At 68.1% G+C, this 23,014-nt stretch carries 21 protein-coding genes and 1 tRNA gene; 16 read left to right on the top strand and 6 right to left on the bottom strand.

Going from position 1 to position 23,014, the window contains the following annotated elements:
- Positions 1-510 carry a DUF2478 domain-containing protein gene (locus ACSQ2H_RS13195; RefSeq protein WP_436061845.1) on the top strand — a complete coding sequence of 170 codons (510 nt, stop codon included), beginning with the start codon at positions 1-3 and terminating at the stop codon, positions 508-510.
- On the opposite strand, the gene ACSQ2H_RS13190 is transcribed toward ACSQ2H_RS13195, so the two are convergent.
- Positions 507-824, bottom strand: coding sequence for a hypothetical protein (locus ACSQ2H_RS13190; protein WP_436061844.1), 318 nt, complete (start codon positions 822-824; stop codon positions 507-509). The two genes, ACSQ2H_RS13195 and ACSQ2H_RS13190, sit on opposite strands and share 4 nt — an antisense overlap.
- Positions 825-1,021: 197 nt before the next feature.
- Between ACSQ2H_RS13190 and ACSQ2H_RS13185 the strand changes: the two genes are divergently transcribed.
- Positions 1,022-1,894: a beta-1,6-N-acetylglucosaminyltransferase gene (locus ACSQ2H_RS13185; protein WP_436061843.1), complete on the top strand. Its 873-nt coding sequence runs from the start codon at positions 1,022-1,024 to the stop codon at positions 1,892-1,894.
- Here the strand turns inward: ACSQ2H_RS13185 and ACSQ2H_RS13180 are convergent.
- Positions 1,887-2,402 carry a phosphate-starvation-inducible PsiE family protein gene (locus ACSQ2H_RS13180; protein ID WP_436061842.1) on the bottom strand — a complete coding sequence of 172 codons (516 nt, stop codon included), beginning with the start codon at positions 2,400-2,402 and terminating at the stop codon, positions 1,887-1,889. The two genes, ACSQ2H_RS13185 and ACSQ2H_RS13180, sit on opposite strands and share 8 nt — an antisense overlap.
- Positions 2,403-2,721: 319 nt before the next feature.
- Here ACSQ2H_RS13180 and ACSQ2H_RS13175 point away from each other — a divergent pair, with 319 nt between their 5' ends.
- A complete protein-coding gene (locus tag ACSQ2H_RS13175; RefSeq protein ID WP_436061841.1) occupies positions 2,722-3,519 on the top strand; it encodes an OmpA family protein in 798 nt (265 codons plus the stop codon).
- 304 nt (positions 3,520-3,823) lie between these two features.
- On the opposite strand, the gene ACSQ2H_RS13170 is transcribed toward ACSQ2H_RS13175, so the two are convergent.
- A complete protein-coding gene (locus ACSQ2H_RS13170; protein WP_436061840.1) occupies positions 3,824-4,042 on the bottom strand; it encodes a hypothetical protein in 219 nt (72 codons plus the stop codon).
- 4 nt (positions 4,043-4,046) lie between these two features.
- Between ACSQ2H_RS13170 and ACSQ2H_RS13165 the strand changes: the two genes are divergently transcribed.
- The 5 genes from ACSQ2H_RS13165 to ppk2 all read left to right on the top strand — a co-directional run bounded on the left by ACSQ2H_RS13165 (position 4,047) and on the right by ppk2 (position 11,393).
- Positions 4,047-5,051 (top strand): HlyD family secretion protein, encoded by a 1,005-nt coding sequence (locus ACSQ2H_RS13165; RefSeq protein WP_436061839.1) that lies wholly within the window; start codon positions 4,047-4,049, stop codon positions 5,049-5,051.
- Positions 5,051-7,852, top strand: coding sequence for a ribosome-associated ATPase/putative transporter RbbA (rbbA, locus tag ACSQ2H_RS13160; protein ID WP_436061838.1), 2,802 nt, complete (start codon positions 5,051-5,053; stop codon positions 7,850-7,852). The genes ACSQ2H_RS13165 and rbbA overlap by 1 nt, the downstream gene beginning before the upstream one ends.
- 1 nt (position 7,853) lies before the next feature.
- Positions 7,854-8,981, top strand: coding sequence for an ABC transporter permease (locus ACSQ2H_RS13155; RefSeq protein ID WP_436061837.1), 1,128 nt, complete (start codon positions 7,854-7,856; stop codon positions 8,979-8,981).
- A gap of 15 nt (positions 8,982-8,996) precedes the next feature.
- Positions 8,997-10,433 carry an efflux transporter outer membrane subunit gene (locus tag ACSQ2H_RS13150; protein WP_436061836.1) on the top strand — a complete coding sequence of 479 codons (1,437 nt, stop codon included), beginning with the start codon at positions 8,997-8,999 and terminating at the stop codon, positions 10,431-10,433.
- 132 nt (positions 10,434-10,565) lie between these two features.
- Positions 10,566-11,393 carry a polyphosphate kinase 2 gene (gene ppk2, locus ACSQ2H_RS13145; protein WP_436061835.1) on the top strand — a complete coding sequence of 276 codons (828 nt, stop codon included), beginning with the start codon at positions 10,566-10,568 and terminating at the stop codon, positions 11,391-11,393.
- Positions 11,394-11,396: 3 nt separating this feature from the next.
- On the opposite strand, the gene ACSQ2H_RS13140 is transcribed toward ppk2, so the two are convergent.
- From ACSQ2H_RS13140 to gph, 3 genes are all read right to left on the bottom strand, one after another.
- Complete coding sequence (locus ACSQ2H_RS13140) at positions 11,397-13,079, bottom strand: SulP family inorganic anion transporter (RefSeq protein WP_436061834.1); 1,683 nt, start codon at positions 13,077-13,079, stop codon at positions 11,397-11,399.
- 152 nt (positions 13,080-13,231) lie between these two features.
- Positions 13,232-13,306: transfer RNA gene (locus tag ACSQ2H_RS13135), tRNA-Val, on the bottom strand.
- A gap of 27 nt (positions 13,307-13,333) precedes the next feature.
- The gene (gene gph / locus ACSQ2H_RS13130; protein ID WP_436061833.1) at positions 13,334-14,038 is read right to left on the bottom strand and encodes a phosphoglycolate phosphatase; all 705 of its coding nucleotides are present in this window, start codon (positions 14,036-14,038) and stop codon (positions 13,334-13,336) included.
- An 82-nt stretch (positions 14,039-14,120) separates the two neighbouring features.
- On the opposite strand from gph, the gene glmU reads away from it, so the two are divergent.
- The 8 genes from glmU (at position 14,121) to ACSQ2H_RS13090 (ending at position 23,008) form a co-directional block, all read left to right on the top strand.
- Positions 14,121-15,470 carry a bifunctional UDP-N-acetylglucosamine diphosphorylase/glucosamine-1-phosphate N-acetyltransferase GlmU gene (glmU, locus tag ACSQ2H_RS13125; protein WP_436061832.1) on the top strand — a complete coding sequence of 450 codons (1,350 nt, stop codon included), beginning with the start codon at positions 14,121-14,123 and terminating at the stop codon, positions 15,468-15,470.
- A 37-nt stretch (positions 15,471-15,507) separates the two neighbouring features.
- Positions 15,508-16,194: a ribose-5-phosphate isomerase RpiA gene (gene rpiA / locus ACSQ2H_RS13120; protein ID WP_436061831.1), complete on the top strand. Its 687-nt coding sequence runs from the start codon at positions 15,508-15,510 to the stop codon at positions 16,192-16,194.
- A 10-nt stretch (positions 16,195-16,204) separates the two neighbouring features.
- Positions 16,205-17,581 carry a glutathione-disulfide reductase gene (gene gor, locus ACSQ2H_RS13115; RefSeq protein WP_436061830.1) on the top strand — a complete coding sequence of 459 codons (1,377 nt, stop codon included), beginning with the start codon at positions 16,205-16,207 and terminating at the stop codon, positions 17,579-17,581.
- Positions 17,578-18,774 carry an O-antigen ligase family protein gene (locus tag ACSQ2H_RS13110; protein WP_436061829.1) on the top strand — a complete coding sequence of 399 codons (1,197 nt, stop codon included), beginning with the start codon at positions 17,578-17,580 and terminating at the stop codon, positions 18,772-18,774. Before gor ends, ACSQ2H_RS13110 begins: the two co-directional genes overlap by 4 nt.
- 94 nt (positions 18,775-18,868) lie before the next feature.
- Complete coding sequence (locus ACSQ2H_RS13105) at positions 18,869-20,248, top strand: class II 3-deoxy-7-phosphoheptulonate synthase (protein ID WP_436061828.1); 1,380 nt, start codon at positions 18,869-18,871, stop codon at positions 20,246-20,248.
- A gap of 4 nt (positions 20,249-20,252) precedes the next feature.
- Positions 20,253-21,077: a class I SAM-dependent methyltransferase gene (locus ACSQ2H_RS13100; protein ID WP_436061827.1), complete on the top strand. Its 825-nt coding sequence runs from the start codon at positions 20,253-20,255 to the stop codon at positions 21,075-21,077.
- An 84-nt stretch (positions 21,078-21,161) separates the two neighbouring features.
- Positions 21,162-22,538 carry an MATE family efflux transporter gene (locus ACSQ2H_RS13095; RefSeq protein WP_436061826.1) on the top strand — a complete coding sequence of 459 codons (1,377 nt, stop codon included), beginning with the start codon at positions 21,162-21,164 and terminating at the stop codon, positions 22,536-22,538.
- Positions 22,539-22,597: 59 nt separating this feature from the next.
- Entirely contained in the window at positions 22,598-23,008 is a 411-nt protein-coding gene (locus ACSQ2H_RS13090) for a VanZ family protein (RefSeq protein ID WP_436061825.1), read from the top strand.
- Positions 23,009-23,014: the final 6 nt, after the last annotated feature.

Here is a 23,014-nt window from a genome sequence, read left to right as displayed (position 1 = left end):
GTGCCCGAGCCGTCCACGCCGATCGCCGTGGTGCGCGGCGCGCCGACGCCGCAGGTCCAGGCGCTGTTCGCCGCCTTCGTCGAGCGGCTCGGGCCGCGCGTGCGCGTCGCCGGGGTGGTCGAGGAGGAGCCGGCCCCCGGCCACGCCCAGCTGCGCAGCCTGGCCGACGGGCGCCGCTTCGAGGTGTTCCAGGCGCTGGGCCGCGGCTCCAAAGCCTGCAGCGTCGACGCCGGCAGCATCGTGACCGCCTGCGAGGCGGTGCGCGGCGACATCGCCGCCGGCTGCGACCTGGTGGTGCTGAGCAAGTTCGGGCGGCTCGAATCCGAGCGCACCGGCCTCAGCGACGCCTTCGCGGCGGGGCTTGAGGCCCAGGTCCCGATCCTGACGTCCGTGGCCCCCAAGTTCGATCCTATCTGGGCCGCCTTCGCCGCGCCGCTGTTCGTCATGCTGCCGCCGCAGCTGGAGGCGCTCGACGCCTGGTGGCGGGGCCTGGAGCGGCGGGCCGCCTAGTCGCGCAGCCGTCGGCGCAGGCGCATCGCCTCGCGCTCGTCGACTCCCGGCGGATAGGCCAGGCAGGCGTCCCAGCGCCGCGCGCCGCACCGCGCGCAGGGCGCCTTGATCCGCGCCGCGACGTCGGCGACCGGCGTCTGCAGCCCGCCGTCGCCCAGGGTGTAGAGCCGGTGCGCGATCCTCAGCGGATCATACCGCCGCCGCCACCCGCATCCGCCGCAGGAGAGCAGCACCACGCATCCGGGAAAGTACCGGGCCTGGTCGAGACGGGGGGCGGGCAGGGGAAGCTTGCGGTCGGGCGGCGTGGGAAACATGCTGCACGAAAACAAAACAAGAACATCTTCGCCATGGCCCCAGGGTGGCTGCGGCGGCTGGGCGCCACCCTCCGTGGTGAGCCCAAGAGCCGCATGCGGGGCGGCGGGTGCAAACCCGGATGTTGTTAGAATTCACGATTGAGCCGACCGGAACACTACGGCAATCTCTTGTGTAGGCAGGCGTCAAGGGTGTCCGGATGCGGATGATTTACCTGGTGCTCGTACACGAAGGTCGAGAGCAGCTCGACGCATTAGTTGATCGGCTCGCGCCCCTAGGCAGTTCGGACAGGGTCATCATTCACGCAGACCGGCGCTCGAAGCTGTGGCGAAGTCTGCGCGATGATCCACCTCCCGACCAAGAGCGTGTGCATGTCATCGGGAATCCCGTCGCGGTGCGGTGGGGCCATCGAAGTCTGCAGACCGCGATCGGCCTGCTGATCGATCGAGCGCTTGGTTTCGATTTCGACTACGCACACCTGGTCAGCGGCGCAGACTGGCCGGTCGCTTCACGGCAAGAGATCTTGCGAGATCTTGGATCCGCTCAGCCGCCGCTTTGCTACATCGACGCCGAGTGTGGGCGCGAGGAAGACCGGATGCAGGGCTTCCGCATCGACGCCCGCTGGCTGCGAGCCGATGCAGAGCGCGATCCCCTGATCTTCTGGATGAAGCCGCACGTCGAGCGCTTCTCCCGATGGCTGGACGCCAGGCGCCGCGGCCTTGGCGACCGGTCCCGGCCCTGGGGGCCGTGGTTCAAGGGCGAGACCTGGTGGTCGTTGCCGAAGGAGGCGCTGCACGTGGTCGCAGTGGAACTGCGAAAGCTGAACGGGTCGAGCCGCCTCGTCGGCACCTACATCTGCGAAGAGCATGTCATCCCGACGATCGTCGCCGCCAAGTTTCCGGATCGGCTGACCGACAGCCGGCGCTACATCGACTGGACCGGTTGCAGCGACAGCCCGCGTCTCCTGGAGCGTGGCGATCAGGAGGCGATCGTCGGGAGCGGGGCATGGTTCGCCCGCAAGGTCGCGCTCGCGCACGACGACTTCTTCCTGCGGCTGCCGCCGTTCAGTTGATGATGTTCGCCTCGTCCGCGTCAGGCGTGCGGGGAGGCGGGCTCGCTGCGCTCTGGCCGCGGACCCGGACCAGCGCGTAGCTGATCGCCAAGGCCAGAACCAGGGCGGCGGCGCCTATCAGGGTTGTCCAGGAGGTGTGTCCAAGGTCGATGAGCATGACGTGCCGCACGACCGCGATCATCGCTACGACCACGATGATCTCCACCTGAACCTGAAATCCGGTGAAGAACGTGGTCAGGCTCTTGAGCAGCTCGAGGCCGAGCATGAGCAGCAGCACGCCGGCGAAGACATGCTCGATCGCCGATTGCACCTCGCCGAGCGTGTCGATCGACCCGAGCGAGCTCGTCATGCGCTCGACGAACAGCGCGTACAGGATCCAGGTCGCCACCAGGATCGAGGTCACCACCAGCAGCTGAGCGGCGAGGATGACGATCGCTTGGCTGACGTGGACGACGCGCTCGCTGGCCGTCCACAGGCCCCGCAGCTTTCGGACGTCTTGGTCTGCCATTGGAAGTCCCGTTGCGAGTTCGCCGGCGCGTACGGCGCTGTCGGACGAGCAAACCATCCGCCGCCTGACCCAGGCATCGGGCGTAACCCTGAGGTCGCGTCGCGGTATTGCGCAGCCTGGCGGCCCCTCCGTTGGGTCCGTCTGGGCGTGGCCCGTCTGGTGGGGAGCCGGCCGCTGAGCCTGGATCAGATCAATTTGGTCTAGATCGAGGGTTTCGCCCGATACTGCGGCGTCTGTTCCTGCGCTTTCATCCGCGGGTTCACTCTACTCCGCAAGGGCGGCGGGACCTGTTCCTTGCGGTCGGCAACGAGGACTTCAGATGAAGACGTTGAAGACTTTCGCGGCGCTCGGGATCGGAGCGACGCTGTGGGCCGCGCCTGCATTCGCGTTGGCCCAGGACCCGGCCTCGCTCAAAGGTCTGGTCATTTCGAACGACGGGACCACCATGGTCGTCCGGACCGACGCCGGCGATACGTCGGTGGCGCTCACCGGCGAGACCAAGGTGCGCGGGGTGACCGGCGTGCTGGGGGTGCGCGGCAGCGACTATCCGACCAGCGCGTTGATCCGCGGATTGCCGGTCGAAGTCGTGACCACCCCGAACGGCGAGGCGGTCACGGCGAGCGAGGTCACCTTCAAGACCAGCGACCTGAAGACCGCCCAGCAGATTTCGGCCGGCCTGGTGAGCACCGACGCCGCCGTCGCCGCCAACTCCGAGCGGATCGACAATGTCGGCGTCCTGGTGCCCGCCGGCAGGACCAAGGTCTACTTCCCGGTCGGCAGCGCCACGCTGTCGGAAAAGGGCAAACAGGACCTCCAGGCCATCGCCGAGCAGGCGAAGGGCATGAAGGGCGCCTATCGACTGGCCGTGGTCGGTCGGGCCGACAAGTCCGGAAACGCGGCGGCCAACCAGCGGCTCAGCGAGGCCCGCGCTGCGGCGGTCACGGAATATCTCCAGCAATCGGCGGCGATCTCGCCGGCCAACTTCATCCCCACCGCCGCGCTGGGCTCCGCGCCCGTCGCCCAAGACCCCGACGTGCCCAAGAACGCGGCCGAAGCGCGCCGTGTCACGGTCACGATCGCGGTCAGCAAGTCGTCGCAGAAAACAGCGGCCAAGTGAGCCGGAGCCCGGGCCCGCGCTGCGGGTCCGGGCCGCCGCCGTCCGTCCGGCTGGATAAGCCAGTTTGATCAGGTGATCGTCGCCGCAGGCGAGGCTTATCCATCGGCGAGGCCCGTCGCCCCTCGGTCAGCCGCACAAGAGAACAGCATTCGCAAAAGGGCCTAGAAGTATATCGGCGCCTGCGCCGCCGGGCGTTTCATGGCGTTGCAGAAGGAAATTGCCGCCAAACACGGTGGCCGGCGTTGATTGACCCGCAGTCTCGGCTGTTGGGAGGATCAAGTAAATTCAAGGTTGTCGTTAGAACTCATCCGGTGGGCGCGCCCCATTCCTCAGTGTTCGACCTGATGCCTCCCCCTAAGGCGAAGGCATAGCGTCCGTTCAGCGTGCAGTGATCCGTCGCAATTCTGATGCGGGATATGATCATGGCAGGAACAGTCGCGGGCAAAGCCGATTCACCGCCGCCTGTCGTTGGCGCAGGAAGCGCCAAGCCCAGGGCGAAGGCCTCGAAGACGACCAGGAACATTGTGTTGCTCCTGCTCGCCGCCGCGGTCATCGGGGCGGCGGTCTTTCTATGGATGACGTTGCGGGCGCCGGCGCTGCCCGTCGGGTTTGCGCAGGGCAATGGCCGCTTGGAGGCGACCCAGATCTACGTTTCCACCAAGTATCCTGGCCGTATCGCCGAGGTGCTGGTGAAAGAGGGGGCCACCGTCGAAGCGGGCCAGATCGTGGCCCGCATGGACACCAACGCCCTCGAGGCGCAGCTGCGCGAGGCGGAGGCGCAGATCCGGTCGGCGCGGGATTCCCGCAATGTCGCCCTGGCCCAGGTGGCGGTGAAGCGCGCCGACTACAATTTCGCGGCCAAGCAGGACGTGCGGTCGCGCGAACTGGTGCCGCGGGGCGCGGTGAGCCAGCGCGAGGCCGAAATCGACCACGCCGCCAGCCTGTCGGCGCAGGCGCAGCTGGAAGGCGCGCAAGCTCAGGCGGTGCAGACGGTCTCGCAGATCGATGCGGCGAGCGCGACGGCCGACCGGCTCCGCGCCGAGATCGCCGACAGCGTGCTGCGTGCGCCGATCCGGGCGCGGGTCGAGCGCCGTCTGGCCGAACCGGGCGAGGTGCTCGGGGCGGGCGGACGCGTCTACTCGGTCAACGACCTCAGCGACGTGTTCATGTACGTCTACCTGCCCGAGGACGTGACGGGGAAGGTGCCGCTCGGCTCCGAGGCCCGCATCGTGCTGGACGCGGCCCCCGACTATCCGGTCCGCGCCTTCGTCTCCTACGTCTCGCCGATGGCCCAGTTCACGCCGAAGACCGTGGAGACGGCCGAGGAACGGCATAACCTGACCTTCCGCGTGAAGCTGCAGATCGATCCGCAGCGGCTGCGCCAGTTCGAGCCGCTGGTGAAGACCGGACTGCCCGGCGTCGGCACCGTGCGCTGGGACAACGGCAAGGCCTGGCCGGCGCAACTGCAGCCGAAGGCCACCGTGCCGCAGAACCTCTGGAAAACGACGGGCGCAGCTCCCGGAGCGCAGTAGTGGACGTGCGCACCAGCGAGGAGGGTTGGTCGCTTCCGACCGACGGCGTCGACCGCTGGGTCGCTCGCGTCGCTGGTGTCAGCCAGTCCTACGGCAAGGCGGTCGCACTCGACGACGTCACGCTGGACATCCCCGCCGGCAAGATGATCGGCATGATCGGGCCGGACGGGGTCGGGAAATCGACCCTGCTCGGCATGCTGGCCGGCGTGCGGAAGATTCAGACGGGCCAAGTCGAGGTCCTGGGCGGCGACATCGCCGACCGCGCCTTCCGCAACTCGGTCTCCTCGCGCATCGCCTACCTGCCTCAGGGGCTCGGCAAGAACCTCTATCCGACGCTGTCGATATTCGAGAACATCGACTTCTTCGGGCGGCTGTTCGGTCAGTCGAAGGAGGAGCGGGAGTGGCGGATCGACGATCTGCTGCGCAGCACCGACCTGGAGCCGTTTCGCGGCCGTCCGGCCGGCAAGCTCTCGGGCGGCATGAAGCAGAAGCTCGGCCTCTGCTGCTCGCTGATCCACGACCCTGATCTGCTGATCCTCGACGAGCCGACGACCGGCGTCGACCCGCTGGCGCGGCGGCAGTTCTGGGAGCTGATCGACCGCATCCGCGAGCGCCGTCCGACCATGAGCGTGCTGGTCGCCACCGCGTACATGGACGAGGCCCAGGGCTTCCAGTGGCTGGTGGCGATGAACGCCGGCAAGGTGCTGGCGACCGGGACGCCGCGCGAAATGCTCGACAGCGTCGGCGCGACCAACCTGGAGAGCGCCTTCATCCGGCTGCTGCCCGAGGAGGCGCGCCGCGGGCATCGTGAGCCGGTCATCACGCCGTTCCAGCCGAGCGGCGGTCCGCCGGCCATCGAGGCGCATGGACTGACCCAGAAGTTCGGCGACTTCACCGCCGTCGACCATGTCGATTTCCGCATCGAGCGCGGCGAGATCTTCGGGTTCCTGGGCTCCAACGGCTGCGGCAAGACCACGACCATGAAGATGCTGACCGGGCTGCTGCCGCCGAGCGAGGGCGAAGCGCTGTTATTCGGCCAGGCGGTCAAGGGCGGCGACGTCGAGTCCCGCCGGAATGTCGGCTTCATGTCGCAGGCCTTCTCGCTCTACACCGAGCTGACGGTGCGCCAGAACCTCATGCTGCACGCGCACCTGTTCGATCTCCCGCCGGCTGCGGGGAAGGCGAGGGTCGAGGAACTGCTGGGCGATTTCGGACTGGAGTCCGTCGCCGACACCTTGGCCGAGAGCCTGCCGCTTGGCATTCGCCAGCGTCTGTCGCTGGCGGTCGCGGTGCTGCACGAGCCGGGCGTGCTGATCCTCGACGAACCGACGTCCGGGGTCGATCCCGTCGCCCGCGACGGCTTCTGGGAACTGCTGATCCGCCTCTCGCGCGAGAAGGGGGTGACGATCTTTCTGTCGACCCACTTCATGAACGAGGCCGAGCGCTGCGACCGCATGTCGATGATGCACGCGGGCAAGGTGCTGGCTCAAGGACCGCCCGCGGCCCTGGTCGCCGAGCGCGGGGCGGCCAATCTGGAGCAGGCGTTCATCGGCTACCTGGAGGACGCGGCGGCAGCCAAGGCGCAGAAGGACGCCGGCGGCGTCGTGGCCGCCGAGCCGCCCCCGCCGCCCGAGGCGCCGGCCGTTGGCGAGGCCGCCAGCCACGCCGAGCCGAGCCGTTTCAGCGTGGGCCGGATCTGGGCTTTCGCGCGCCGCGAAGCGATCGAGCTGAAGCACGACACCGTGCGTCTGGCCTTCGCGGTGCTGGGCCCGATGCTGCTGATGATCGTGTTCGGTTACGGCATCTCGCTCGACGTCAACAATCTGACCTATGCGGTGCTGGACTTCGACCAGACCCAGGCCAGCCAGCGCTACGCTGACGCCTATCGAGGCTCGCAGTACTTCGACGAGAAGCGGCCGATCACCGACTACCGGGAGCTCGACCGGCGGCTGCGCAACGGCGAGCTCAGGTTCGCGATCGAGATTCCGTCGGGCTTCGAACAGGACCTCAATCGCGGCCGCACGCCCACGGTCCTGGCCTATATCGACGCGGCCCAGCCGTTCCGGGCCGAGACCTCGCGCACCTACATCGAGAAGGCGACCAGCGACTACGAAATCCAGCTGCGCCAGGACAAGGGCCTGCCGCCGCGCGTCCAGCCGGTCAACTTCAACACCCGGGCGCTCTACAACCAGTCGTTCGACAGCATCTACGCGATGGTTCCCGGCGACCTGATGCTGCTGCTCATGCTGATCCCCAGCATGCTGACCGCGCTCAGCGTCGTTCGGGAAAAGGAGCTGGGCTCGATCGCCAATTTCTACGCGGCCCCGGCGACCAAGGCCGAGTTCCTGCTCGGCAAGCAGTTGCCGTACGTGGTCATCGCCCTTGTCCAGTTCGTGATGCTGGTCGCGCTAGCGGTGATCCTGTTCCAGGTGCCGATCAAGGGCAGCCTCGGGACCCTGGTGCTGGGCGGCGTGCTCTACGTCCTGGCGACCACGGGCTTTGGGCTGCTGCTCTCGGTGTTCGCCGCCACCCAGACGGCGGCGATCTTCGCGGCGGCGATCATCACCATCCTGCCGGCGGTGCAGTTCTCGGGGATGTTCGTGCCGGTGTCCTCGCTGACCGGAAGCGCCGCCCTGGTCGGTAAGATCTTCCCGAGCACCTACTTCCAGGCGATCAGCGTCGGCACGTTCACCAAGGCCCTCGGCCTGGCCACGCTGTGGCCCAGCCTGGTCGCCCTGGCCGCCATCGCGATGGCCTATTTCGCGCTCTCGGTCGCGCTTCTGCCCAAGCAGGAGAAGTGAGATGCGGCAGCTGGCCCATATCTTCCACCTGGGGCTGAAGGAGCTGCTCAGCCTCGCGCGCGACCCGGTGCTACTGTTCCTGATCGTCTACAGCTTCACTTTCTCGGTCTACACCCCCGCCAAGCGCGCGGTGATGGACGTGGTCAACGCCTCGATCGCCATCGTCGACGAGGACAACTCCGAGGCGGCTCGCAACATCAAGGAGGCGATGCTGCCGCCGATGTTCCTGCCGGCCAAGGAGATTTCGTTCGCCGAGATCAACCGGGCGATGGACACCGGCAAGTTCACCTTCGTCGTCAACGTTCCCCCCGACTTCCAGGAGGATCTGGCGCGCGACGCGCAGCCGGAGGTGCAGATCATCGCCGACGCGACCGCGATGAGCCAGGCGGGCCGCGGGCCGTCCTACATCCAGAACATCATCAATCAGGCCGTGCAGGGGTTCTGGCCCGGCGCCAACAAGCCCGAGAACGCCCCCCTCGTCGAGCTGAACAGCCGCGCGCGCTTCAACCCGAACTTCGAGCAGAGTTGGTTTGTGGCCATCAACCAGGTGATCAACAACATCTCGGTGCTGGCGATCTTCCTGACCGGCGCGGCCGTGCTGCGCGAGCGCGAGCACGGCAACATCGAGCATCTGCTGGTGATGCCGCTGCGGCCGTTCGAGCTGATGTTCGCCAAGATCTGGGCCAACGGGCTGGTGGTGATCGTCGCGGCGATCCTGTCGCTGTTCCTGGTGGTCAAGCTGACAATCGGGGTGCCGATCCGCGGGTCGATCCTGCTCTTTTCGGCGGGGCTCGTCGTCTACCTGTTTTCGGTGACGGCGCTGGGAATCATGCTGGCCACCATGGTGCGGTCGATGCCGCAGTTCGGGTTGCTGGCGTTCCCGGTGTTCATCGTGATGAGCCTGCTGTCGGGCGGCAACACCCCGCTCGAGAGCATGCCGGTGTTCCTGCAGAACGTGATGCAGTTCGTCCCTTCGACCCACTTCGTGAGCTTCTCGCAGGCGGTGCTGTTCCGCGATGCGACGCCCGCGATGGTCTGGCCCGAAATCCTGAAGATGTTCCTGATCGGCTCCGCCTACTCGGTGCTCACGCTCTCGCGGTTCAGGAAGATGCTCGCAGCTGTGCAATAAAGAGGTGCGGCGGTGATGAAGACTAATGCGTGGAGGACGACGGCCTCGACCAGCCTGTTGGCGGCCGCTGCGGCGGGCCTGCTGGCCAGTTGCACGATGGGCCCCGATTACCTGCGGCCGCAGGTGCAGACGCCGGCCGAGTTTCGGGCGCAGCTGACCCCGGCCGAGGCGACGTCGTATGCCGACCTGCCCTGGTGGAGCGCCTTCCAGGATCCGGCGCTGCAGAAGCTGATCGCCGAGGCGGTCAACAACAACTACGACGTCCAGATCGCCGCCGCGCGTATCGAGCAGGCCCGCGCCAACCTCGGCGTGGTCCGCTCCCAGGCGCTGCCGCAGGTCGACTACCGCGTCGGATTGAATGGCGAGCGAACGGTGGTCCAGGGGCTGAATTCCGCCGACGACGTGGACATCGGCACGCTCGGCGCCGCCCTGGAGGCGTCGTGGGAACTGGACCTCTGGGGCCGGATACGCCGGGCTACCGAAGCGACCAACGCCAAAGTCTTCGCCGAGGAAGAGGTCCGCCGCGGCGTGATGCTGTCGCTCGTGACCGACGTCGCCATCGGCTACTTCCGCCTCCTTCAGCTGGACCGCGAACTGGCCGTCGCGAAGGAGAGCTCGACCACCTATCGCGGCACCTTCGACCTGTTCAATCTGCGCTACGAGGCGGGACGCGACAGCAACCTGCCGGTCCAGCGCGCCCAGGCTGTCTACAACGCCAGCCTCGCGCGTAGCGCCGACCTGGAACGGCAGATCCAGCAGCAGGAGAACGCGCTGTGCATCCTGCTCGGCAGCTATCCGCGGGCCATCGAGCGGGGTGGGCTGATGGCCCAGGCGCTTCCGCCCACGCCGCTGGGATCGACCAGCGACATCCTGCAACGCCGGCCCGACATCCGCGCGGCCGAGCAGGAAATGGTCGCTGCCAATGCGGAGATCGGCGTCGCCGTCGCCAACTACTTCCCGCGGGTGGGACTGTCGGCGCTGCTGGGCGGCGAGGGGTTCCGCATCGGCGGCGACAACAGCTCGTTCGGCCTATGGGGCGCAGCGTTGGGCGTCGCCGGTCCGATCTTCAACGGCGGTCGGCTAAAGTCCGTTTATGAAGGCCGCAAGGCTTATTGGGACGAGACGGTGGCCCAGTATCGCAAGACGGTGCTGGTCGCGTTCTCCGAGACGTCTGACGCTCTGGTCGCGCAGCAGCGCCTGGCGGCCCGCCGCCAGGCGCTGGAAGCGCAGATCGTCAGCCTGCGACAGGCGAACGACCTGGCCCTGACCCGCTACGACGGCGGCCGCGCCAGCTACTTCGAGGTGCTCGAGGCTCAGCAGCAGCTCTACCCCGCCGAGGGCGAACTGGCGCAGACGCAGGGCGAACAGCTGATCGCTTCGGTCAATCTCTACAAGGCGTTGGGCGGAGGCTGGCGGCTCACCGACGACGAGTGGAAGCGACAGACGCCGTAGTCCGTCCCGGACCGCGACGGGCGTTCGGCGTGCTTCAGGCGCCTTTCGCCGAAGTGGGCGGGAAATCACCGATGGCGCAGGCTTCGGCGCGGGCCGAGGCTCAACGGCGCCAAGCCATCAGGACAAGAGATCATGTCCGACCGAAGCGCGCAGTCCCAGGAGGCCGAGGCCTCTGCTCAGGGCAAGATGAAGGGCAAGGAGTACCTTGCCGAGCTGGAAAAACTCCAGGTCGAGCTCTGCATTCTGCAGGAATGGATCAAGAGCACCGGACAACGGGTGATCATCGTGTTCGAGGGGCGCGACGCAGCCGGCAAGGGCGGGTTGATCCGCGCCCTGACCGAGCGCGTGAGCCCGCGCGTGTTCCAGGTGGTCGCGCTTTCCGCCCCCTCCGATCGCGAGAAGAGTCAGCTCTATCTGCAGCGATACCTGAAGTGGTTTCCGGCGGCCGGCGAGGTGATCATCTTCGATCGCAGCTGGTACAATCGGGCCGGCGTCGAGCGGGTCATGGAGTTCTGCAGCCGCAAGGAATGTAAGCGGTTCCTGCAGCTGGTTCCGAAGATGGAAGAGCTGGTCGTCAAGGAGGGCATCATCCTCCTGAAGTACTGGTTGGAGGTCGGCAACGCCGAGCAGAAGCGCCGCTTCGCCGCCCGGATCGACGATCCGCTGCGCCAGTGGAAGCTGTCGCCCATCGATCTGCCTTCGCGCGAGCGGTGGTACGACTATTCGCGGGCGCGGGACGACATGCTCGATGCGTCCGACACCGACCTGTCGCCTTGGTACATCGTTCGGTCCGACGACAAGAAGCGCGCACGGCTCAACTGCATCGCCGATCTGCTGTCGCGCATCGACTACAAGCCGGTGCCGCGCGAGAAGGTGAAGCTGCCCGAGCGTTCGGACAAACACGCCTACGACGACAAGGAAACGATGAAGCACCGCCGCTGGATCGAGGAGCGGTACTGACGCTCAGGCGACCGTCTCTGCTTGCCGCGTCGAAAAGGCCTCCACGGCGTCCTCCAGATCGTCAAAGACCATGTCGCCGCCGATCTTGCTGACGATGCCCGCCCGCGTCAGCGTTTCGAGCGGTTCCTGGTGCAGTTCGACCATCGCGAACTTCAGGCCGTGCGCCTCGGCGAACATCCGGACGTCGTCGAGCATCAGGACGGCGGTGCTGTCGATCTGCGGCGTCGACGCGCCGTCGAAGATGAACCACACGGTGTCGGGCGGCAGGTCTTCGATCACCTGCCGGATCCTAGCTTTCACATAGTCGACGTTGAAGAACAGCAGACTGCCCTGCAGCAGGAAGACGCAGAGCCCGGGGATCGGCTGGGAGTCCTCGTAGCGGTGCAGCTTGTAGAAGCCCTCGCGGCCGGGGATCCGGCCCAGCAAGGCGTCCCGGGGCTGGAGGCCCTTCATGATCACGTAGAGCAGGGTGGCGGCGATGGCGACGATCACGCCGTTGAGCACCCCCAACACCACCACGCCGGCGATGCTGATCATCGCGAAGGCGAATTCGATGCGGCTGATGCGCCAGAGCTCCCGCAGGGTCTGCAGATCGATGAGGCTGACGGCCGCGGACGCCAGGATAGCGCCGAGCGCCGGCGCGGGGAGGAGGGCGATGGCGTCTGCGAGAAAGAGCACTGAGAGGGCGAGGGCGGCGGCCGACACCAGGCCGGCCACCTGCGTCTTGCCGGCCATCATGTCGTTGACCGCTGTCCGCGAGTCGGACGCCGTCACCGCGAAGCCTCCGAAGAACCCGGAGGCGACGTTGGCCGCCCCGAAGCCGACAAGTTCGCGGTTGGCGTCGACCGGATACCGGTTCTTCGCGCCGAAGCTGCGGGCGGTGACGATGCCTGCGCCAAAGCTCACGATGAGTACGGCGACCGCGCCGAGAAACAGGTCGACGATGGAAACACCGTGCGGGATCGGCGCGACGGGCATCGGAAAGCCTGGCGGGATCTTCCCCACCACGGCGATGCCCAGCCCCTTGAAATCGAACATCGCCGAGAGCGCGGTGGCCAACCCGACCGCGACGAGCGGCCCCGGGATCGCTGGGGCGATCGCGCCCATAACCCGGAGCAGCACGAACAGCGCGCCGCCCAGCAGCAGAGAGGGCCAATGGATGAGCTCGGCCTTCGTCGCGATTTCCCATAGCGGCCTCAGGAGACCGTCGCTCTCGATCTTCACGCCGGTGAATCGCCCCAGCTGGCCCACGAGGATCGAGAGCGAGATTCCGGTCATGAACCCCGCCAGAAGCGGGCGCGAAAGGAAGTTGGCGATGAAGCCGAGGCGCAGAAGACTGGCCACGAAGCACAGCACGCCGACCAAGATCGCGATGGCCGAGGCGACGACGACCCGATCCCCCGTGGCTGTGACGCCGAGGGAGACCAGCACCGCTGTCAGCATCATGACCGTCCCAGCGTCAGGACCGACGATGAGCTGTCGCGACGAGCCGAAGAACGCGTAGCCCACGACGGCCAGGATGCTCGAGTAAAGTCCGACTTCCGGCGGCAACCCCGCGAGGGCCGGGTAGGCGATGGCGCTCGGCAGTCCGACGGCGGCGATGGCGAGGCCGGACATGACGTCGGACTGCAGCCATCCGATGCGATAGCCCTTGAGGCTCGAAATCAGCGGCACGTCGATCTTCATGACGGCAGCGGTAGGCCTCCCATCGGCCGCCCGCATCGGGTTCACACCTTAGGCAAGGCTGCAAACGACCTGAGGTATGGAGCCCACGTCATGCGAGCCTGCGGCGACCCGTCCGAGCGGTCGCCAAAGGCTTTGCGGAATAAGGGAAGGAATGGTGGATGCGACAGGGATTGAACCTGTGACCCCCTCGGTGTGAACGAGGTGCTCTCCCGCTGAGCTACGCATCCGCCGCAGGAAGGGTGCGCCTATAGCCGCTAGCTTTGCGCCGGGCAAGCGGTCAGAAGCCGAACACACGCATTTGCCATCTGATCGAAGTGATCGACCAGGATGTCGGGGGCCAGTTCGGCCGCCGGAATCTCGGTGTAGCCGAAGCTGACGAGGATCAGCGGAGCCTTGGCGGCGCGGGCGGCGCCGGCGTCGGTGGAGGCGTCGCCGACCATCACGGACCGCTCGATCCGCCCGCCCGCCGCCTCGACGGCGAAAATCAAGTGACGGGGGTCCGGTTTCGGCGCCGGAGCGGAATCGGCCCCGACCACGGCGTCGAAGAATCGGGCGAGGTCGAGCTTTTCGAGAATCGGCGTCGACAGCCCGGTCAGCTTGTTGGTGCACACCGCTAGCTTCGCGCCTGCCGACTTCATCTGGGTCAGGCACTCGACGACGCCGGGATAGGGGCGGGTCAGGTCGGCGCTGTGCTCGTTGTAGTGAGCCAGGAAGCGCTCGAAGAGCGCGGGCATGTGGTCGGCGGACAGTGGTCGGCCCTGGGCCGCGAACCCGCGCTCGATCAGCCGGCGGGCGCCATGGCCGATGAACGGCCGGGCCTCGTCCAGCGGCAGGGGGGCTATCCCTTCCTGCTGCAGGATGACGTTGAGCGTCCCGATCAGGTCGGGCGCGGAATCCACCAGGGTTCCGTCGAGGTCGAAGGCGATGGTCGCGCCGTCCAGCGCGCTGAGATCGGTCAAGGAAACGCTCCGTCGAAACCGCTCGCCGTTTCGGCTAAACGCCGCATGATTGCAACATCCGCCGACTCGTAAGGACCGACCCATGACCAGACGCGCCGCTGTGATTATGGCCGCCGGCCAGGGCACGCGCATGAAGTCGCCGACGCCGAAGGTGCTGCACAAGGTCGGCGGGCGCACCATCCTCGACCGGGTGATCGACACCGTGCAGGCTAGCGGCTGCGAGCGGATCGTCGTGGTGGTCGGCAACCACAGCCCCGGCGTCCGCGCCCTGGTCGAGGCGCGCCTGGGGCCGGCCGCGGTGGCGGTGCAGGACCCGCCGCTGGGCACCGCCCACGCCGCGCTGGCCGCGCGCGAGGCGTTGGCCGACTTCGACGGCGACGTGTTGATCCTCAACGGCGACTGCCCGCTGCTGGAGGCCCATCATCTCGAGCCGCTGTTCGACCTGCGCGCGGCGGGCGTCGACATGGCGATGATGGCGTTCGAGCCCGTCGACCCGCTGCTCTACGGCCGCGTGCTGCGCGGCGCCGACGGCCATGTGCTGCGGATCGTGGAGGCCAAGGAAGCCAAGCCGGAGGAGCTGGCCGTCAAGGTCTGCAACGCCGGCATGATGGTCGCCGACCGCGGCCGCATGTTCGGCTGGCTCGCGCAGGTCACCAACGACAACGCCAAGGGCGAGTACTACCTGACCGACACCGTGAAGATCGCGGTCTCCGAGGGCGGCCTGGTCAAGGCCTCGATCGCGCCGGAGAGCGCGGTCATGGGCGCCGACACCGCGATGCAGCTGTCGCAGGCCGAAGCGGTCTTCCAGCAGCGCCGGCGCGCCCACTTCCTGGCCGACGGCGTGCAGATGCTGGCGCCTGAGACCGTCCATTTCAGCTGGGACACCCAGATCGCGGCGGCGGCCCTGATCGAGCAGTTCGTGGTCTTCGCGCCCGGAGTCAGCGTCGAGACCGGCGCGGTGATCCGCGCCTTCAGCCATCTGGAGGGAGCAGTGGTGAAAGCCGGCGCCCTGATCGGCCCCTATGCCCGCCTGCGCCCCGGCGCCGAGATCGGCGAGGAGGCGCACATCGGGAACTTCGTCGAGGTCAAGAAGGTCAAGGTCGGACCGGGCGCCAAGGCCAATCACCTGTCCTATCTCGGCGACGGCACGGTGGGGGCCAAGGCCAACCTCGGGGCGGGCACGATCTTCTGCAACTACGACGGCTTCGACAAGTTCGAGACCCATGTGGGCGAGGGGGCCTTCGTGGGGTCGAACTCGGCCCTGGTCGCGCCGGTGACCATCGGGGCCGGGGCCTATACCGGCTCGGGCTCGGTCATCACCCGCGACGTGGCGCCGGACGCCCTGGCCCTGGAGCGCAGCGCCCAGGTCGAGAAGCCCGGCTGGGCCGCGCGCTTCCGCGCCGCGAAGCAGGCCAAGAGGGCGAAGAAATAACGTCGCGGCCCGCCCGCGCTTGGCCTATGTCACCGCCATGAGCACTGCAGACGACCAGAAGCGCGCCGCCGGCGAGGCAGCCGCCGCCCTTGTCGAAAACGGCATGACCGTCGGCCTGGGCACCGGCTCGACCGCCGCCTGGTTCGTGAAGGCGTTGGCGACCCGCGAGCTGGACATCGTCGGGGTGCCGACCTCGCTGGCGACCGCCGAACTGGCGCAAAGCCTGGGGATCCGCCTGGGCGAACTCGGCCAGGTGAAGTCCATCGACCTGACCGTCGACGGCGCGGATGAGATCGGCCCGGCCCTGTCGCTGATCAAGGGCGGTGGCGCGGCCCTGCTGCGCGAGAAGCTGGTCTGGGAAGCCTCAAGGCGTTGCGTGGTCATCGCCGACGCCGAAAAGCGCGTCGCCAAGCTGGGCAAGTTTCCGCTGCCGATCGAGGTCGTGGCCTTCGGACACGAGACCACGGCGCTGCGGATCTGCGACGCGCTGGCCGAGTGCGACCTGGGGATTGCGCCGCGCCTGCGGCTCAAGGACGGCGCCCCGGTGAAAACCGACGGCGGCAACCTCATCTATGACGCAGCTTGCGGGCGTATCGAGGACCCCGCCCAGCTGGCCGACGCGCTGAAAAGCGTGACCGGCGTGGTCGATCACGGCCTCTTCCTGGACCTCGCGGACATGGCCCTGGTGGGCACGCCGGACGGCGTCGTCACCCTCGAGCCGTAAGGAGTCATCTGTGGCGAAGTACGACTACGACCTCTTCGTGATCGGGGCCGGCTCGGGCGGCGTGCGGGCCGGACGGCTGGCGGCGCTGTCGGGCGCCAAGGTCGGCATGGCCGAAGAGCACCGCGTCGGCGGCACCTGCGTGATCCGCGGCTGCGTGCCCAAGAAGTTCATGGTCTACGCCTCGGAGTTCGCCAACCAGGCGCAGGTCGCCGAGGGCTATGGCTGGAGCGTCGGCGAGGCGCAGTTCGACTGGAAGCGCTTCCTTGAGGCCAAGGACCGCGAGATCGCCCGCCTGTCGGGGATCTACGTCACCAACCTCAGCAACGCCGGCGTCGAGATCGTTCACGCCAAGGCCCGGCTGAAGGACGCCCACACCGTCGAGCTGGTCGGCAAGGGCGAGGTCACCGCCGAGAAGATCCTGATCGCCACCGGCGGACGCCCCTGGACGCCGACAGAGTTCGCCGGCACCGAGCACATCATCACCTCGGAAGAGGCCTTCCATCTGCCCGAGTTGCCCAAGCGGATCATGGTCGCCGGCGGCGGCTATATCGCCGTGGAGTTCGCCGGCATCTTCGCGGGGCTGGGCGTCGACACGACCCTGGTCTACCGCGGCCCGAACATCCTGCGCGGCTTCGACGACGACATTCGTTCGCACGTCACCGAGGAGATGAAGAAGCGCGGCGTGAAGATCATGCTCGGCTGCCAGCACCAGAGCATCGAGAAGACCGCCAGCGGCCTTGTCAGCCACATGGACGGCTGCGGCGACATCGAGACCGACGTCGTGATGTTCGCCACCGGCCGCAAGCCGTACGTCGAAGGGCTCGGCCTGGCGACCGCCGGCGTCGCGCTGAACGAGGCCGGGGCCATCGCCGTCGACAAGTTCTCGAAGACCAACGTCGAGAATATCTGGGCGGTCGGCGACGTCACTGACCGGATCAACCTGACCCCGGTGGCGATCCGCGAAGGCGCGGCCTTCGCCCAGACCGAGTTCTACGGCAACCCGACCAGCTTCGATCACGACATGGTCGCCTCGGCCGTCTTCTCGCAGCCGCCGGTCGGCTCGGTGGGCCTGTCGGAGGCCGACGCCCGCCATCTTCATGGCAAGGTCGACATCTACCTGTCCCGCTTCAGGCCGATGAAGACGACCTTCTACGGGGGCGACGAGCGTTGCATGATCAAGCTGGTGGTGGAGGCGGGCACCGAGAAGATCCTCGGCTGCCACGTCGTGGGGCCGGATTCGCCGGAGATCATCCAGATGGCCGCCATCGCGCTGAAGATGGGCGTGACCAAGCCGCAGTGGGACTCGACCTGCGCAGTACACCCGACCCTGGCCGAAGAGCTGGTGACGATGCGCGACAAGTACGTGCCCCAGGGCGCGGCGGCGTGACGGCGGCGCAGGTCGGCGCTCCGGTCCGGGAGACCTCCTGGTACGGCTGGGTGCTGGCCTTCGCCTTTGTGCTGGCGCCGGTCGCCGGCTGGGTCGGGCCGCTGGCCTTCGCGCCGATCGTCGGCCTGACCGGACTGCTGAGCCTCGGCGCACTGCGCGGCTACGAGCGCGACCGGCCGGCCGCCCTGGCCATCCTGGTGCTGGCGACCTGGGCCCTGGTCTCGATGGTCTGGAGCCCGTTCCAGCCATCCAAGGCCGGGCAGGTGACGGCGATGAAGCTGATCCTGCAGGGCGTGCTCTACTGGGCGCTGTTCCGGGCGGCCGGGTCGATGACCGCCGACAGCCGCAGCTTGGCGCTGCGGATCTTCGCCTGGGGTATGGCGCTGCTCGGCGCGCTGCTGGCGATCGAGGCCCTGACCGGCGCCGGCGTCTATCAGGCGCTGCGCAATGTGATGAACGATCCGATCCGGCCCGACCTGGCGGTCAAGAACGTCGCCCAGGGCGGCTTCGTGCTCGCCGTGCTGACCCCGGCCGCGGCGTTGGCCGGCTGGCGCACGGGCGCGGGCGTCTGGCCGGGCGTGTTGATGGCGGCCGGAATCTTGGGGGCCAGTTTCGGGTTGGACGCCGACGCCCCGGTCATCGCCCTGGTCTTCAGCGCCCTGGCGGTCTGGGCGGTCTGGCGCTGGCCGGTCTGGGCGCCGCGGATGATCGGCGGCCTGGCGGCGGTTCTGTTCCTGGCCGCGCCGGCGGTGGTTTGGGGCACGCGCCAGCTCGGCTGGTTCCAGGCGCTCGAGCGCGAGGTGCCGCTCTCGTGGTCGATGCGCATGGGCTATTGGCGTCACGCGGCCGACTGGATCGGCGACCATCCGCTGCGCGGCTGGGGCATCGACGCCAGCCGCATGTTCGGACCCGGCATCACCCTGCATCCGCACAACGGCCCTCTGCAGGTCTGGCTCGAGCTCGGCCTGATCGGGGCGATGGCGGCCGCGGTGTTCTGGTTCGTGGCCATCGCCAGTCAGAGCCAGGTCCGGCGCGATGTCGGCCGCGGCGTCGCGGTCGGTACAGCGGTCGCCTACCTGACCTTCTCGGCTGTCTCATTCGGCGTCTGGCAGGAATGGTGGCTGGCGGTGGGCGGTCTGGCGGCGGCCGGATGCATGGCGGTTCAGCGACAGGGCCGGGGCGAAAACGCCTAGCAGGGCCCCCAACGCCTTCCTACGTCATCGACTGCGTAATCATTCTGGGTTTAGAAGCCTTCGCCCGTTCGTCGTGCGGGCGCGGAGTTGAGCCATGACCGAACATTGGACGCCTGCCTCCTGGAGGAACAAGCCCGCCAAGCACGTGCCGACCGACTATCCGGATCTGGCCGAGGTGGCGAAGGTGGAACAGGTGCTGCGCGGCATGCCGCCGCTGGTGTTCGCCGGCGAGGCCCGCCGCCTCAAGAGCCTGCTGGGCGACGTCGCCGAGGGCCGCGCCTTCCTGCTGCAGGGCGGCGACTGCGCCGAGAGCTTCAAGGAATTCCACGCCGACAACATTCGCGACACCTTCCGCCTGATCCTGCAGATGGCGGTGGTGCTGACCTTCGCCGGCGGCAAGCCGGTGGTGAAGGTGGGCCGCATGGCCGGCCAGTTCGCCAAGCCGCGCTCCTCTCCCGTCGAGACGATCGACGGCGTCGAGCTGCCGTCCTATCGCGGCGACATCATCAACGGCATGGAGTTCGACGAGGCTTCCCGTCGTCCCGATCCGCAGCGCCTGCTGCAGGCCTACGGCCAGTCGGCGGCGACGCTGAACCTGCTGCGCGCCTTCGCCGGCGGGGGTTATGCCGACCTCTACAACATCCACCGCTGGACGCTCGGCTTCGTCGCCGACAGTCCGCAGGGCGCGAAGTACCGTGAGCTGTCGGAGAAGATCAGCGAGGCGCTGACCTTCATGGCCGCCATCGGCGTGACCCCGGAAAGCCAGCCCGACCTGCACCGCGTCGAGTTCTTCACCAGCCACGAGGCCCTGCTGCTGGGCTTCGAGGAAGCGATGACCCGCGTCGATTCCACCTCCGGCGAGTGGTACGACACCTCGGCGCACCTGGTCTGGATCGGCGAGCGCACCCGCCAGCTCGACGGCGCGCACATCGAGTACTTCCGCGGCATCAAGAACCCGATCGGCGTCAAGTGCGGCCCGACCATGGAGCCCGACGACCTGCTGCGGCTCATCGACGTGCTGAACCCGAAGAACGAGCCGGGCCGCCTGACGCTCTACGGCCGCTTCGGTCACGACAAGATCGCCGAGCGCCTGCCGCGCCTCCTGCAGGCGACCAAGAAGTCCGGCCGCTCGGTGGTCTGGGCCATCGATCCGATGCACGGCAACACCCTGACCGCCGCCAACGGCTACAAGACGCGGCCCTTCGATCGCATCCTGTCGGAGGTGAAGAGCTTCGTGCAGATCGCCGAGGCCGAAGGCGTGCACCCGGGCGGCGTCCACCTGGAGATGACCGGCCAGAACGTCACCGAGTGCCTGGGCGGCGCGCGGGCGCTCTCTGAAGGCGATCTGGCCGACCGCTACCACACGCACTGCGACCCGCGCCTCAACGGCGAGCAGGCGCTGGAGTTGGCCTTCCTGGTGGCCGAGAAGCTCAAGGAAGAACGCCTGGAAGCGGCGCTGCGCGCGGCGATCTGACCGCATGGGCGGCATGGCGAGGTCGGCGGGCCGTTCCGCGTTCGGCGGCGACCCGGCCAGCTACCACGCCGTCCGGCCGGCCTATCCTGACTGGGTCTACGAGACGCTGTGCGGTCGCTGCGGCCTGCGCGCGGGCGCGGCGGTGTTCGAGGTCGGCGCTGGGACGGGGACCGCCAGCGAGCGGCTACTGGCCTTGGGAGCACGTCCGTTGCTGGCGATCGAGCCGGATCCGCGGATGGCCGGCCACTTGCGCGAACGGATCGCTTCGAGCGAACTGCAGGTCTTACTCAATGCCTTCGAGGACGCGGACCTGCCGTCAGGCGCCTTTGACCTCGGCGTCGCGGCGACGTCGTTCCATTGGGTCGAGCCGGCCAGGGGCCAAGCGAAAGCGCTGCGCCTGCTGAAGCCCGGCGGCTGGTGGGCGATGGTCTGGAACGTGTTCGGGGACGCGGCGCGGGCGGATCCCTTTCACGAGGCGACGGTGAGCCTTCTGGGAGGCGAGACCAGCCCTTCGGCGGGGGCTCCCGGCGGGCCGCCGTTCGCGCTGGATGCAGATCGGCGGCGCGCCGAGCTCGAGGCGGCGGGCTTCGAGGAGATCGGTTTCGAGGCTCGCCACTGGACCCTGGTCCTCGATCCGCCTGCCGTTCGCGCTCTCTACGGCACGTTTTCGGACGTCGCCCAGCACGAACCTGCCGATCGCGAACGCCTGCTGGACGCCCTGGCCGAGATCGCCGCGCGTGAGTTTGGGGGGCGGGTCGAGCGGAACATGGTGACGGCGCTGCACACGGCCCGACGGCCGCTTGTGCCAAAGGCGCCACCCGGCGCCTGAAAAAGCGGCGCCGGGCAAAACCCACCCTTGCGGCGGGCGCCGGAAGGCTTCACGTTCCGCGCCTCTTTGAAAACCGGTGAGATCATGGCCGACCCGGCCCAGGCTGCTCTTCCCTCGGGAGAGCGCGAAATCGACGTTGTGCGCAAGGAAACGGCGGAGCTGTGGAAGCTCTCGTGGCCGGTCGTGCTGTCGCGCCTGGGCATCATGGTCATGGGTCTGTCCGACGCCATCGTCGTGGGCCGGTTCTCGGCGACGCAACTGGGTTATCATGCCCTGGCCTGGGCTCCGACCAGCGTGGTGGTGACCATGTGCGTCGGCCTGCTGACCGGGGTGCAGGTGATGACCGCCCGCCGGATCGGGCAGGGGCGGCGCGAGCTGACCGGCGCGGTGCTGAGGCGCGGCCTGTCGTACGGCTTCTGGATCGGCGTGGTCTCGATGGCCATCACCCTGGCGGCCGGCCCGACCTTCCTGCACGTCATCGGTCTGGAAAAGGACCTGGCCGACGGCGCGGCCAAGGCGATGCTGATCTTCGCCCTGTCGCTGCCCGGCTACGCGTTCAGTGTGGCGGCCAGCTTCTGGCTCGAGGGACTGGGCAAGCCCAAGCCCGGCGCGGTGATGATGTGGCTGGCTAACGGCGTGAACCTGGCGCTGCTGCTGGTCCTGGTGCCCGGCAATTTCGGCCTGCCGGCGTTGGGCGCGGTCGGCGGCGCCTGGGCGACGACCGGGGCGCGGACGTTCCTGGCCCTGGCGATGCTGGCCTACATCTGGCGCATGCCCGAGGCGCGGGCGCTGGGCGTGTTCAACAAGCCCGAACGCGACAAGCCCGCCGAGGTCGAACAACGGCGCATCGGCTACGGCGCCGGGGCCTCGAACTTCTTCGAGGTCGCGGCCTTCGCCTCGATGAACATCTTCGCCGGCTGGATGGGCGGCTTGCACGTCGCGGCCTGGGCCGTGGTGCTCAACGTCGCGGCCCTGGTGTTCATGGTGCCGCTGGGCCTGTCGACCGGCACGGCGGTGATGGTCGGCCGCGCCTATGGCGCGCGCGACGCCCGCGGCGTGACCCGCGCCGGCCTGATCGGCTTTGGCATGACCGCCGTCTTCGGCCTGGTGATCTCGCTGGTCATCTGGCCGACCGCCGGCCTGATCAGCCAGGCCTACACCTCCGACAAGCTGGTGCTGGCCATGGCCGCGGCGGCCCTGGTGCTGTCCTGCCTGTTCTTCCTGGTCGACGCCCTGCAGGTGGTCATCGCCCAGGCCCTGCGGGCGCGCGGCGACGTCTGGCTGCCGACCTTCACCCACCTGACCAGCTATGTCCTGGTGATGATGCCGCTGGCCTGGTTCCTGGCGATCCACCTGAAGATCGGGCTGAACGGCATCGTCTGGGCGGTGATCGCCGCCTCGTTCCTCTCGGCCGGCCTGCTCAGCGCGCGGTTCTGGATGCTGGCGCGCCGCGGGTTGTAGCGGAACTATTTTTCGCGCGGTGAACCGTCGATTCACGCTGATCTGCGAGGGTGCCGCCCATGGTTCTCTCGCCGAAGATCGCTGCTCGCTTCCTGCTCGTCGCCGCCGCCCTGGTGTGCGGCATCGGCATGATCACGCCCGGACTGCAGGGGGTGGAGAAGAACTTCGTGCCCGCCGACAAGGCTGCGCACTTCATCGCCTTCTATGGCCTGACCGCGCTGATGATGGTCGCGTTCCCGAAGAACCGCCGCCTGGAAATCACCCTGGCGGCGGTCATGTTGGGCGGCTCTATCGAGGTGGCGCAGATGTTCACCCATCGCGGCGTCAGCTTCAGCGACCTGGCCGCCGACGCGGCCGGCGCATTCGCCGTCTGGGTTCCGATGTGGATCCAGTCGCTGCGCAGCCCGCCGGTGGTCGAGCGCCGCCGCCGGGCCAGCGACCGGGTTCCGGAAACCTCGGCCGCAGCCTGATTGAGC

Origin of the sequence: Phenylobacterium sp. LjRoot97, assembly GCF_964254345.1 — a bacterium.
In the GTDB taxonomy this organism is placed as follows: Bacteria; Pseudomonadota; Alphaproteobacteria; order Caulobacterales; family Caulobacteraceae; genus Phenylobacterium.
This window is presented reverse-complemented; position numbering and strand designations above follow the sequence as displayed.